12 protein-coding genes and 3 pseudogenes are annotated in these 12,508 nt (G+C 69.8%); 10 read left to right on the top strand and 5 right to left on the bottom strand.

Annotated elements, in window-relative coordinates:
- Positions 1-43: 43 nt before the first annotated feature.
- A complete protein-coding gene (locus ABKA17_RS17915) occupies positions 44-448 on the bottom strand; it encodes a DUF302 domain-containing protein (protein ID WP_353693076.1) in 405 nt (134 codons plus the stop codon).
- Positions 449-623: 175 nt separating this feature from the next.
- Here ABKA17_RS17915 and ABKA17_RS17910 point away from each other — a divergent pair, with 175 nt between their 5' ends.
- The 3 genes from ABKA17_RS17910 (at position 624) to ABKA17_RS17900 (ending at position 3,193) form a co-directional block, all read left to right on the top strand.
- Positions 624-1,991, top strand: coding sequence for an MBL fold metallo-hydrolase (locus ABKA17_RS17910; RefSeq protein WP_353693075.1), 1,368 nt, complete (start codon positions 624-626; stop codon positions 1,989-1,991).
- Positions 1,992-2,060: 69 nt separating this feature from the next.
- Complete coding sequence (locus ABKA17_RS17905) at positions 2,061-2,450, top strand: rhodanese-like domain-containing protein (protein ID WP_353693074.1); 390 nt, start codon at positions 2,061-2,063, stop codon at positions 2,448-2,450.
- Positions 2,447-3,193: a sulfite exporter TauE/SafE family protein gene (locus ABKA17_RS17900; RefSeq protein WP_353693073.1), complete on the top strand. Its 747-nt coding sequence runs from the start codon at positions 2,447-2,449 to the stop codon at positions 3,191-3,193. The genes ABKA17_RS17905 and ABKA17_RS17900 overlap by 4 nt, the downstream gene beginning before the upstream one ends.
- Positions 3,194-3,214: 21 nt before the next feature.
- Here ABKA17_RS17900 and ABKA17_RS17895 read toward each other — a convergent pair whose 3' ends face one another.
- A complete protein-coding gene (locus ABKA17_RS17895) occupies positions 3,215-3,502 on the bottom strand; it encodes a metal-sensitive transcriptional regulator (RefSeq protein WP_353693072.1) in 288 nt (95 codons plus the stop codon).
- 81 nt (positions 3,503-3,583) lie between these two features.
- Here ABKA17_RS17895 and ABKA17_RS17890 point away from each other — a divergent pair, with 81 nt between their 5' ends.
- From ABKA17_RS17890 to ABKA17_RS17865, 5 genes and pseudogenes are all read left to right on the top strand, one after another.
- The gene (locus ABKA17_RS17890; protein ID WP_353693071.1) at positions 3,584-4,177 is read left to right on the top strand and encodes a rhodanese-like domain-containing protein; all 594 of its coding nucleotides are present in this window, start codon (positions 3,584-3,586) and stop codon (positions 4,175-4,177) included.
- Between the two features lie 471 nt (positions 4,178-4,648).
- On the top strand, positions 4,649-5,053 hold the full coding sequence (locus tag ABKA17_RS17885) for a helix-turn-helix domain-containing protein (protein WP_353693070.1): 405 nt from the start codon (positions 4,649-4,651) through the stop codon (positions 5,051-5,053).
- Positions 5,054-5,057: 4 nt separating this feature from the next.
- Positions 5,058-5,426, top strand: a pseudogene (locus ABKA17_RS17880) (transposase); the annotation flags it as partial.
- 674 nt (positions 5,427-6,100) lie between these two features.
- Positions 6,101-6,328: pseudogene (locus ABKA17_RS17870) on the top strand (NfeD family protein); the annotation flags it as partial.
- Between the two features lie 29 nt (positions 6,329-6,357).
- Positions 6,358-7,467 (top strand): annotated as a pseudogene (locus ABKA17_RS17865) (SPFH domain-containing protein).
- Positions 7,468-7,652: 185 nt separating this feature from the next.
- Here the strand turns inward: ABKA17_RS17865 and ABKA17_RS17860 are convergent.
- The 3 genes from ABKA17_RS17860 to ABKA17_RS17850 form a co-directional block, all read right to left on the bottom strand.
- Positions 7,653-8,132, bottom strand: a complete 480-nt coding sequence (locus ABKA17_RS17860) for a hypothetical protein (RefSeq protein WP_353693069.1) — start codon at positions 8,130-8,132, stop codon at positions 7,653-7,655.
- A 187-nt stretch (positions 8,133-8,319) separates the two neighbouring features.
- Positions 8,320-8,589, bottom strand: coding sequence for a hypothetical protein (locus tag ABKA17_RS17855; protein WP_353693068.1), 270 nt, complete (start codon positions 8,587-8,589; stop codon positions 8,320-8,322).
- 628 nt (positions 8,590-9,217) lie between these two features.
- Positions 9,218-10,708 (bottom strand): SulP family inorganic anion transporter, encoded by a 1,491-nt coding sequence (locus tag ABKA17_RS17850; protein ID WP_353693609.1) that lies wholly within the window; start codon positions 10,706-10,708, stop codon positions 9,218-9,220.
- Positions 10,709-11,167: 459 nt separating this feature from the next.
- Here ABKA17_RS17850 and ABKA17_RS17845 point away from each other — a divergent pair, with 459 nt between their 5' ends.
- On the top strand, positions 11,168-11,569 hold the full coding sequence (locus ABKA17_RS17845; RefSeq protein ID WP_353693608.1) for a MerR family transcriptional regulator: 402 nt from the start codon (positions 11,168-11,170) through the stop codon (positions 11,567-11,569).
- 450 nt (positions 11,570-12,019) lie between these two features.
- On the top strand, positions 12,020-12,505 hold the full coding sequence (locus ABKA17_RS17840; RefSeq protein ID WP_353693067.1) for a cation:proton antiporter regulatory subunit: 486 nt from the start codon (positions 12,020-12,022) through the stop codon (positions 12,503-12,505).
- Positions 12,506-12,508 lie beyond the last annotated feature (3 nt).

The following is a 12,508-nucleotide window of genomic DNA, read 5'->3' as shown; positions in this document are numbered from 1 at the left end:
CAGGGGCGCCTACCGTAGGGTCGGCGTCGGGTTCATCGTGTGCTCAGACTTTTTCCTCGCCCGCGGTGAGGGCGGCGAGGGCTGCGTCGAGGCGGCGGGCGGCCTCTTCGGCGACCGGGCGCAGGGCGTCGATCTCGGTGAGCGCGACCATGGTGTTGGGATCGAGGGCCTGTACGGCGGTGTGGTCTCCGTCGCGGCGGACGACGACGTTGCAGGGCAGCAGCAGACCGATGGAACGGTCGGTCTCCAGGGCGCGGTGGGCCAGGGGCGGGTTGCAGGCGCCGAGGATCACGTAGTCCTCCATGTCGTGGTCGAGCTTCGCCTTGAGCGTGGCGGTGACGTCGATCTCGGTGAGGATGCCGAAGCCCTGGGCGGCGAGGGCCTCGCGGGTGCGGCTGACGGCGGTGGCGAAGTCGGTGTCAAGGTGCACGGTGCGGTCGTAACGCATGGCGGTGGCCCTTCTGGTCGGCTCGCGTGGCGCGGGACGGGTGTCCGGCCCTGCGCGAGGCACTCGGGAAGCGTTTCCTGGACTTTCCCTGCCCTAGGAAATACCCCCCGGGGTACTAGTGTTACGGTCGTAAGCATACCCCCCGGGGTAATTCGTCGTTGGAAGGGAGTACCGCGTGTTCTTCGTCGACACGATCGAGGTGTCAGGGCTCGGCAACCGCAGCTATCTCGCGGGCGGTGAGCGGACGGCGGTGGCGGTCGACCCGCCCCGCGATGTCGACCAGGTGATCGCGGCAGCGGCGCGGCGGGGTGTGCGGATCTCGCACGTCGTCGAGACCCATGTCCACAACGACTACGTCACCGGAGGCCTGGAACTGGCCCGGATCACAGGTGCGGCCTATCTCGTCCCTGCCGGGGCCAGGGTCTCCTTCGCACGGATACCGGTACAAGACGGCGACCGCACGGAGATCGACGCCGAGGCCGGCCTGACCCTGCGCGCCGTGGCGACGCCCGGTCACACCCCGCACCACACTTCCTACGTGCTGGAGCAGAGCGGCACGGTGGTGGCGGTGTTCACCGGCGGCTCGTTGCTGATCGGCACGGTGGGCCGCCCGGATCTTGTGGAGCCTCGGCTGACCGAGCAGCTCGCCCGCGCCCAGCACGCCTCCGCACACCGTCTCGCCGCCGAACTGCCGGACGAGACCGCGGTACTGCCCACCCACGGATTCGGCAGCTTCTGCTCGTCCTCCCAGGCAGAGGGCAGCGACACGACCATCGGCAAGGAAAGGGCGTCCAACGAGGCCCTCACCCGGGACGTGGACGACTTCGTCGCGGGCATGCTGGCCGGCCTGGACGACATCCCCGCCTACTACACACACATGGGCCCGGCCAACGCCGCGGGACCTGCGCCCGTCGACCTGACCCCGCCCGCCGTAGCCGACGCCGAGGAGATCGCCGCCCGGCTGGCGGCAGGGGAGTGGGTGGTGGACCTGCGCAACCGCGTCGCCTTCGCCGAAGGGCACGTGTCCGGCTCGTACAACTTCGAGGCTGAGGGGCAACTCGCCACGTATCTGTCCTGGCTGATCCCGTGGGGCAAGCCCGTGACCCTGCTTGCCGAGTCGCCGGCGCAGCTCGCCGCCGCCCAGCGCGAGCTGGTCCGGGTGGGCATCGACCGCCCGGCCGCCGCGGCCACCGGCGGGCCGGCCGAGTGGGTGCCCGAGGGCGCGGCACCGGCTTCCTTCCGGCGTGCGACGTTCGCTGGCCTCGCGGTTCGGCGTCCCCTCGAGGGTGTCGTCGTCCTCGATGTGCGACGCCGCTCGGAGCGGGCGGCTGGGTACATCGAGGGCTCGGTGCACATCCCGGTCCACGCCCTGCACCGCCGCCTCGGGGAAGTTCCCGCCGGGGAGGTGTGGGTGCATTGCGCGGGTGGGATGCGTGCCGCGATCGCCGCCTCCCTGCTGGACGCGGCCGGACGCGAGGTCCTCGCCGTGGACGACTCCTTCGATGCGGCCGAGAAGGCGGGACTCACCGTACGGACGCCCTGACGACATCGGATGCCGTAGGCGTCCCACCGATCTTCACCGCCTACACGGAAACAGGAGCGAGAAACCGACATGAGTATCTTCCGGCGAGAACGGGGCGGCCCCGGCCGCGTGAGCGTCCAGGAGGCGGCCGTACGCACCGGGCACGGCAACGCCGCCGGCAGCGGCGGTGACGCCGTGCTGCTGGATGTGCGCGAGCCGCACGAGTGGCAGGCGGGTCACGCGCCGCGCGCCGTGCACCTGCCACTGTCGGCGCTGGCCGCCGGGGCGGGGCTACCGGCTCACGCGCAGGCGCGGCCCTTGGTCGTGATCTGCCGCTCCGGCAACCGCTCCCGGCAGGCCGCGGAACTGCTGGCCACGCGCGGCGCGGAGGCCGTGGACGTGATCGGTGGGATGCGCGACTGGGCGGGAGCGGGGCTGCCGGTGGTGGATCCGCGCGGCGGGAACGGCACCATCGCGTGAGCACTCTCATACTCGCCCTGGGCGCCGGCGCGGTCATCGGTCTCGCGCTCGGTGCGCTCGGGGGCGGCGGCAGTGTGCTTGCCGTCCCCGCCCTGATGTATCTGCTCGGTTTCAGCCCGGTCGGGGCGACGACCGCGAGTCTGGTCATCGTCACGCTCACCTCGGTCACCGCGATGGTCGCGCACGCCCGTGACGGGAACGTCCGCTGGCGGACCGGGCTGCTCTTCGCCGCGGCCGGGATCGGCCCGGCGATGCTGGGTGGCGCGCTTGCCGGACGTATCCCGGCGGCCGTGCTGACAGCGGCCTTCGCCGTGGTCGCGGGAGAGGCTGCCCTGCGTATGCTGCGGTCCCGGCTGGCCGCGGAGGGCGCTGTACCGGTGCGGCCGGGACGGGTAGCGGCAGTCGGTGGCGGGCTCGGCGCGGTCACCGGTGTCCTCGGCGTCGGCGGCGGCTTCCTCGCTGTCCCTGCGCTGGTGGGGGTGCTGGGGCTGCGGATGGGGAACGCGGTGGGTACCAGCCTGTTGGTCATCACCGTCAACTCGCTGGCCGCGCTGGCGACCCGCGCCGGTACGGTCGAGGGGCTGGACTGGGAGGTCGTCGGGCCGTTCGTCGGGGCCGCGATCCTCGGTGCCTGGGACGGGAAACGGCTGTCCGCGAAGGTCTCCGGGCACACGCTCCAGCGGGTCTTCGCGCTGGTGCTGCTGATGGTGGCGGCCTTCATGCTGATCGATGCGCTGCTGTGACGGTCGCCGTGTCGAGAGCCCTCACGCCAGGGACAGGAACAGCTTCTCCAGACGGGCGCGCATCTGCTGGGCGTCCTCGCCGTTCTTGCGGCCGGATTCGATGTTGGTCATGCACTGCTGCATGCCGGTCGCGATGATCGCGAAACCGGCGCGGTCGAGCGCGCGCGAAGCGGCGGCCAGCTGCGTGACCACGTCCTCGCAGTCGCGCCCCTCCTCGATCATCCGGATCACACCGGAGATCTGACCCTGCGCCCGACGCAGCCGGTTCAGCACGGACTTCAGGTCCGCACCCTCAAGCTCCAGTTCCACGATCACTCCTCAAAAAATACCCCTAGGGGTACTGTACGTCCCGGTTCGGGACTGCGTCGACCACTAAGGATCACACCTGCCATGACTAGCTCTCCCGTCCCCATCCCCGTCACCCTCGTCACCGAGCAGGCCCGCACCCGGCTGCACGAACTCACCGTCATCGACGTGCGCACACCCGCCGAGTACGCCTCCGGCCATCTCCCAGGCGCCCTGAACATCCCCCTGGACCATGTCAACCGCGCCCTGCCGGAGATACGCCACGCTTCCGAGCAGGGTGACGTCCTCGTCGTCTGCGCCTCCGGCGCCCGCTCGGAGAACGCCTGCAAGCTCCTGGCCGAGCAGGGCATACCGACCGCCACTCTCTTCGGTGGCACCGGCGCCTGGGCCGCCGAGGGACAGGACCTGCACACCCCGGCCGCACGCGACACGCGGACCGGCTGGAGCATGGAGCGTCAAGTGCGCTTCACCGCCGGCACGGTGGTGCTCCTGGGCCTCCTCCTCGGTCTGCTCGTGCACCCGGCTCTCCTGCTGATCTCGGCCGGTATCGCGGGCGGTCTGGTCTTCTCCGCCCTCACGAACACCTGTGGCATGGCGGCCGTGCTCGGCAAGCTGCCGCACAACCGCCCGCGCGCGGCCGATCTCGACGCCGCGCTGGCCGCGCTGCGCAACCGCTGAACCCGCGGACGGCTCACGCAGACACACCGGAGAGAACCAGGCGTGGGTCTATGAACGCCAGGCATCAGGACAAAGCCGCGGCGGCCCGGCACACAAAGACCTGGCGCGACAGCCGCAGTCGGCCAGAAGCGCCCGTCGCCTCGTGGACGCAGCCCTCGACGTGTCGCGGTGATCCTTCGCCGGCAGTGCGATAGACGGCCGGGAGCTGACCTGCACTCCTTCAGCTAGTTGATCAACACGGGCCGCCCCTGGGCAGCGATCGGAGGCGAGGTGAGTCTTGATCGTGTCCGTCCCAGGCTGGGGCGGACGCTGATCGAAATGCGAGGAGAGTCCGCGCATGGCATCGAGCGAGGACGAGGACCGCCGCCGGGCGGAGAAGGCCCGGCAGGTCGGTCTGTTCCGCTATTTCTTGTTCCAGGACCTGCTGGACAACACGCTGACCACCGTGAACGCGGTCGTCTGGCACGGGGGTTGGCAGCCAAGGAACACACGGACCCGTTCGGCCGGCAGGTCAAGGTGTCCCGGGGCACGATCGACCGGTGGACCCGCGACTACCGTCGCGGCGGGTTCGCTGCCCTGGTCCCCGAGCTGCGCAAGGCGGTTCCCAGGACGCCGCCGGAAGTGCTGGAACTGGCGGCCGCGCTGAAGCGGGAGCAACCCGGCCGCACGGCCGCGCAGATCCAGCGGATCCTGCGCACGACGCAGGGCTGGTCGCCGACCCAGCGCACGCTCCAGCGGCACTTCGTGACCGCCGGACTGACCGGCACCGGCACCGGCGGGGGCGGGACGAGCGTCTTCGGCCGGTTCGAGGCCACCTGCGGCAACGAGTTGTGGACCGGGGACGCCCTGCACGGGCCGGAGATCGGCGGTCCGTGAGGTGATGCCCGACGTCGAACTGGTCGCCTGGCAGCTGTTCCTCGTCTTCCCGCTCGGCCCACGTCGCGCCCGCGGACAGCCCCGCAAACCACCCGTCCTTCAGCCCACCCCCGTGACCTGGAAGATGCCGGGACAACTCACTCTCTTCCCCGCCCGCCTCGACCACCTCCGCTTCAGCCGGGACCGGCACGTGAACCCGGACAACCCGCTGCAGAGGGAGTCGGGAGTCATGGCGGAGGAGCGGTGGAAGTTCGATCCGGAGTTTCTTGAAGGGGCGGTACGAATCGTGGCAGAGACAGGGAAGCCGAACACCGAGGTGGCCGAGGACCTGGGCATCAACGAGACCACGCTGGCCGGCTGGGTTTCGCGCGCGACGGGCCGGGGACTGCGCCGGGCGGTGAGAGCGACGAGCTGGAGCGGCCCTGGCGGCCCCAGATCAGGATCAGTTCGGCGACGTTGCGCAGCTTGATGTTGGTGTGCTGGGAGACCTCCCCAAGACGCCGACGCGGCGGGGCCTGCCTGTGCAGACCGCTGGGAGCCGTCCCCCAGCCGGACCGCCGGATCGTCCCGACATGGACCGCGGTCACCGCCGTGGCCGGCGGCGGCGTCACTTGCGTCGGACTCGGGTGCGGAATTCGCCGCCATCACCCTCACGTCCGCCTGTTCGTCCACTGGTCGAGGAGGAACCCCTGGGTCCTCGACCTGGGGGTTATATATGGAGCGGGGGACGAGAATCGAACTCGCGCTCTCAGCTTGGAAAGCGACGGCGCTTGGGTGAGCGCCACGTCTCTGACCTGCGCAGATGTCCTCTTCTTGAGGTGGTCGTGAGGGGTGGATCGCACCGGTGTTGACCGTGGTTGTCCGCTCTTATGGGCACGCTATGGGCACGACGGCGAGAAGTGGGGGAGGGGGTGGCCGTCTGGTCCCCGCGGGGCTGGCCTGGCTCCGCCTAGAAGGTTGACTGAGTGGGGGGCATTGCGACCGCACACGGTTGTCCGGCGCGGCGTGCCAGCGCTCTGGGGTGCGTTGTACGCGCTGATGGGGCACATGGAGCAGCAGCCACTCACACGAGACGGCAGTGATGCCCTGATCGGCAAGCGGGCCGAGGTCTTGCGGGAGGTCACGGCGACCCGTGGCCTGATCAAGCTCTCTGGTGAGGAATGGTCCGCCCGCGCCCTAGACGAGAGCCTTGTCATCCCGCTGGGAGCGTGGGTGGACGTCATGGAGATCGAGGGTGCCACGGCCATCGTCTACCCCCGCGAACTCCTTCCGTGATCGGCTGAACACGCAGCAACGGAGGCACTGTGGATCCAGTTGTCATCCCCCTTCTCGTGGCGGTCCTTGTCGTGGTTTTCCTCGTAGCCTCCACTGTGCGGATCGTCCCGCAGGCGCGCCGCTACAACATCGAGCGTTTCGGCCGGTACCGCCGGACGCTGCAACCCGGTCTGAACCTGGTCCTGCCGGTGGCGGACCGGATCAACACCAAGCTCGACGTGCGCGAGCAGGTCTATTCGTCGGACCCCAGGCCGGTGATCACCGAGGACAACCTCGTGGTGAACATCGACACCGTCCTCTACTACCAGATCACCGACCCGCGGGCGGCGGCCTACGAAGTCGCCGACTACCTCCAGGCGATCGACCAGCTCACCGTGACCACGCTGCGCAACGTCATCGGCAGCATGGACCTGGAGGAGACGCTCACCTCGCGCGAGGAGATCAACTCCCGGCTTCGTGCCGTCCTCGACGACGCCACCGGCAAGTGGGGCATCCGGGTCAACCGCGTGGAGATCAAGGCCATCGACCCCCCGGCCAGCATCAAGGAGGCGATGGAGAAGCAGATGCGGGCCGAGCGGGACAAGCGCGCGGCCATCCTGCACGCCGAAGGTGAGCGGCAGGCCAAGATCCTCACCGCGGAAGGCACGAAGCAGAAGGACATCCTGGAGGCCCAGGGCGCTCAGCAAGCCATGATCCTGCGGGCGGACGGCGAGGCCAAGGCGGTGGAGCTCGTCTTCCAGGCCGTCCATCGCAACAACGCCGACCCCAAGGTCCTCGCCTACAAGTACCTGGAGACGCTCCCGCACCTGGCGAGCAGCGACAACAACACGTTCTGGGTGATCCCGGGCGAGCTGACAGAGGCAGTCCGGACCGTTACCCGCGCGTTCGGCGATCAGGCGTCGGAGGGCCCTCCCACGCCCGGGTAGTCCGAGGAAGCGGCCACCGCCGACGATCACGACACGTCGGACGGAAGCCGGATTCCGCGGCTCGAGGCAGGCTCGACGGTTTCCCTCGACGCCGCTGCGGCTGCGGACGAGGCCATGAAGCAAGCTGCCGCAGCGGTGAGCGACGCCAAGGCGGAGGCCGAGGCCGCGAAGTCGCCCCAGATGCCGCACCGCACGCGGACGTCCGACGATTGAGCCCACTTCCGCGAGCCCCTTCACTCGACGCAGAGGAGGCGGCCTGACGACGCTCCCGCTCTCTCGATGTCTTCCTGGCGAGGTCTGAATGCCGGGCACCGGCAGGTGTCTGGCATCCGGCCGCCGGGCGGCGGTTGGTGTCGTGCCGGTGCCGGCCTGCGCCGCTTGGTGAGCGGGTCGGCCCTTCAGCGTCGCCGCAGCCAGTCGCCGGTCTCCCCGATCGCGGCGAGGAACGCGGCCGAGGCGATGCACCGGGCGAGCGTGGCGGGCTGGTCGAGCGCCTTGCCCACGAGCCAGAGGACGAGAGCGATCAGCGCCCACCAGACGATGACGGAAACTGCGAGCCGCCGTACTCGCCGTCGACTGGTCACGGGGGTGGCCTTCCCGTCTCTGCGTGGCGCAAGGGCTGCGTACATGCAGCCCACCGCGGCCACGATGGCCGCGGTGGCCGTAGCCACCAGGGTGATAACGGGCGGCGCCTCGGCCAGGCGCGGCACCGTGTTGAGGGGTGCGACGGCGTAGAGGGCGAGCAGGGCCAGGCCGCGGGGGCGCAACGGCGCGAGCCGGTGCCTCAGCTGGCGCGGTATGCGGCCGCTGACCAGGGCCAGTCCGGCCGGGAGCAGGGTGAGGGAGAAGAAGACGAGGCCGGTCCAGTGCCAGATCATGCGTGCGAGGACTCCTGTGGAGAACGGCGGGCCGACGGAGGCACGGGGCGGCTTCCGATCACGATGGCGTCGGCGGTCGGCTGCGTTCGGCTGGGCAGCGTTGAGCGCGGATGGAGCGCGCCGACAGGCATAGGCCGGCAGAGCGCGTAACCGCCGGGTCGATCCGGATGTGCCTGATGACGATCGATCACGGTCGGTCCTCGTCCCGGTGGACGAGGTGGGCGGTGAGCGCACCGATGAGCAGGGCCCAGGCCACAGCTGCGGGGCCTGCCTGGTGCCAGCCCAGCAGGATGACGGCCCCTGCTGTCGTCCCTCCGGCGGCTACAGCACGATGGTCGGTGGCAAACGCCCACTGCTCACGGGCGGTTGCTCGGTGCCGGAGTTCGCCGAGTGCCGTTCTGACCACCAAGGCGGCGATGATGATGGCGGGGGCCAGGAGAGAGGTCTCCGTGGCCATCAGACGGACATCCCGTCAGGTCGGGCCGTCATCACGGCGACCATCGGGCCGTCGGCCGCTTCTGCCTGCGGAGCCTGAGCCACGGCCTGCCACACCGGGAGAGGGAACTCTCTGGTGAACGGTGAGCGGAATCGTGGGTTTGGGGCCACGACGGCACACCTCCGGGCAATGGCGACGGGCACAAGGCCCCTTCACGCCGACCAGACTTCCCGGCACACCTCACGTCCCTTGACGTGTTCTTTGCACTCTATCTGCTGTCCGCGTCCCCAAACAGCCCTGCAAGGAACGGTGTGGGCCATGGCCCCGCAGACACGCTCACCCCTGGCCGGTCCGTCTCGCGATCATGCGGGACAGCCCGCCGACGCAGGCGCGATCACAGCAAAGACCGCTACCGGCAGCGGCCTCCCTCTCGCCCGGACGCCTCTACGGCCATGACCCACGTCTCCCACGGGGCGAGAAGTGCACCGGCTGTGTCGGCGGCGCCGCAGCGGACGACACAGCGGTCGGCCCGGTACGCGGCTGGTACTCGCTTGCAGGCCCCGGCCCCCGGCCCACGGCCGCGCTCCGGCTGATCGATACGGCGCCTCCGGCCGACCCAGGCCAAGGAGCGGCTGTGGCGGCGAGTGTGTCAGTGGCTGGCTGACAGCTCGCCGCTGAGCTTGCCGTGAAGGTGGGCGCTGGGTTCGTTCAGGCCGGTGATCTCGACCTGCTTGCCGCGCTGGGCGTATTTGGCCTCGATGGCGTCCAGGGCGGCGACGGAGGAGGCGTCCCAGACGTGGGCCGAGGACAGGTCGATGACGACCCTCTTCGGGTCGGTGGCGTAGTCGAACTGGCCGACGAGGTCGTTGGAGGAGGCGAAGAACAGCTCGCCGGTGACCCGGTAGACAACCGTGCTGCCGTCCGGGTCGATGACGGAGGTGACCTCGGCGAGGTGCGCGACGCGCTTGGCGAAGACGACCATGGCGGTGACCGAGCCGACCACGACGCCGATGGCGAGGTTGTGGGTGGCGACCACGCACGCGACGGTGGTCACCATGACGGTGATCTCCCCAGTCGGCATCCGGCGAAGCGTCTTCGGGGCGATGGAGTGCCAGTCGAACGTCGCGAACGACACCATGACCATCACCGCGACCAGGGCGGCCATGGGGATGTCGGAGACGACCGGGCCGAAGACGACGCACAGCACCATCAGGAACGCGCCGGCCAGGAACGTGGACAGTCGGGTACGGGCTCCGGACACCTTCACGTTGATCATTGTCTGGCCGATCATGGCGCAGCCGCCCATGCCGCCGAAGAAGCCGGTGACGATGTTGGCGATGCCCTGGCCGATCGACTCGCGGGTCTTGGAGGAGTGGGTGTCGGTGATGTCGTCGACCAGCTTGGCCGTCATCAGCGACTCCATCAGGCCGACCAGAGCCATCGCGAAGGCGTACGGGGCGATCGTCGTGAGGGTGTCCAGGGTGAAGGGCACGTCGGGCAGACCGGGGGCGGGCAGGGAGGACGGCAGGGCGCCCTTGTCGCCCACGGTAGGCACGGCGATCCCCGCGGCGACCGTGATCACGGTCAGGATGACGATGGAGACCAGCGGTGCCGGGATGACCGTGGTGACCTTCGGAAAGAACACCATCAGCGCCAGGCCGGCTGCGATCAGCGGATAGACCGGCCACGGCACGCTCGTCATCTCCGGGACCTGGGCCATGAAGATCAGGATGGCGAGGGAGTTGACGAACCCGACCATCACGCTGCGGGGGATGAACCGCATCAGTTTGGCCACCCCGAGCACCCCGAGGATCACCTGGAAGACCCCGGCGAGAATGACCGCGGCGACGAGGTAGCCCAGGCCGTGCTCGCGGTTCAGAGGTGCGATCACGAGGGCGACGGCGCCGGTGGCGGCCGAGATCATCGCTCGTCGGCCGCCGACGACGGCGATGGTGACGGCCATCATGAACGAGGCGAACAGGCCGATGGCCGGGTCGACACCGGCGATGATGGAAAAGGAGATCGCCTCGGGGATCAGCGCGAGCGCGACCACCAGGCCGGCCAGTACCTCGGTGCGCCAGACTTTCGGATCACGCAGCCAGCCGGGCTTGAGAACACGCAGCCGCGCGGCGGGAGACAGTACGGGAGAAGTCAACGAAGCAGCTACCTGTCGTGCTCGGGCACACCCTTGGGGCAGGACGGGGCGCGCAGAAGACGGCGAGGAAGGCCGGGGGCTGGCATTCCGCGGTCGGCCCGCTCTCGGGCCGGAAGTCGAGGAGAGCCGACGGCGCGATCGCGTGTGCGTCAGGCTCTGGTCAGAGGCGAAGGGTCACGGCGGACAGGCGGCAGCGCCAGGCACCACGGACTCGCGCACGCGTTTCTCCTGCAAGACTCGGATTCTTCGCCGGGGGCGGCATCGGCCCCGACACGGAAACGGCTGGGCTGGAGACCCGCACCGCACGCAGAGGTAGGACGGCGCTCAGCCTCGCCCTCACCACGGAGACTCTACCCTAACGTTAGAGTAGAGATCGGCGGCTGGATGGCACGCAGCGCCGTCGACAACGAGAAAGGCCAGGTCGGGGACGTGGACGGCAAGCACATGCAGATCGGTGAGGTCGCCGCGCGAACCGAGCTGTCCCTGCGCACCATCCGGCACTACGAGGAGACCGGCCTCGTCGCCCCCTCGGCCCGCTCCCAGGGTGGCTTCCGCCTCTACACCGAGGCCGACGTCGCGCGCCTGATGGTCATCCGCCGCATGAAGCCCCTCGGCTTCACCCTCGACGAGATGCGCGCCCTGCTGGAGGCCACCGACCGCCTCGACTCCGGCAAGGAACTGCGACCCAGAGAGCGTGAAGAACTCCTGGACCGGCTGCGGGGCTTCGAAGAGGCCGCGCAGCAGCGCGTGGCCGACCTGCGCGCCCAGCTGGCCCGGGCGGAGGAGTTCGCGGCCACACTGCGCCAGCGCCTCCCGCGGACCGTCGCACCGACCCGGACGCTATAGACGATCAGAATCAGCAGGGCTCGGCTATCACCGCCGCCACTCGTCAGCCTCGTCATCAGCTCGCAGGCTCGCCCCTACGGAACGTGGCCGAGGAGCTGGTCGAGGTGGGCTTACCGGATGGACATGGCCCGTTCGGCGAACCGCCGGCCCATCAGGACACCGGTGCCCAGACCGTGGCTGAGGACCGGTGTCCTGATGGGCCGCCACCGGATCCCACCAACTTCAGCGCGCCGTCTCGCGGAACGTGAGAACGCATGGAACGGCCAAGCGGCCAGGTCCGCTCCGGCCATCGCTGACGGCTCGGCAGCTCCAGCCGCTCCGGGGCGCCGTCCACCTACGGATCATAGGATGAGCCTCACAATCCGCATCTGATCTGGGCGCTCGTCAGGGTGGCCCCCGCATGCGAGCCACGGAGACCAACGCTCACGCCGACAGAAGAGGGGGACAGCCATGGGCGCGCCACGCCTGAGCAGCACACCGTTGCCGGGAATCGGTGTCCGCTACGACCTGACAACACGGGAGCACCGCCGTCTCTCCGTGATCGCCCACCGGGACGGGCCGCGCACGCTCAGCGCGTATCGGGAGGACGACCCCGACGCGTGCGCCCTGTCCGTACGGCTGACCGCAGAGGAGGCGGCCACCCTCATCGACGCGTTGATGCCCACCCACCACAATCCCAACCTGCTGTCCACCACCGACCTGGGGCTTGTGGCCGAGCGCATCGAACTGACCGCCGCATCGCGCTGGAACGGACGCCTCCTGGGCGAGACCCGGATGCGCACCGAGACCGGCGCCTCGATCGTGGCCGTGCTGCGCCGGGCCGAGGCCATTCCCTCCCCCACCCCCGACTTCCGGCTCGCCGGCGGTGACACCCTCATCGTCATCGGCACCCGCGAAGGCGTGGAGACGGCCGCCGCGATACTCGGGCGGGAGTAGCCC

The sequence above is a fragment of the Streptomyces sp. RG80 genome, from assembly GCF_040446465.1.
In the GTDB taxonomy this organism is placed as follows: domain Bacteria; phylum Actinomycetota; class Actinomycetes; order Streptomycetales; family Streptomycetaceae; genus Streptomyces.
The sequence above is the reverse complement of the archived record's forward strand: the minus strand, read 5'-3'. Positions and strand labels throughout refer to the sequence as shown.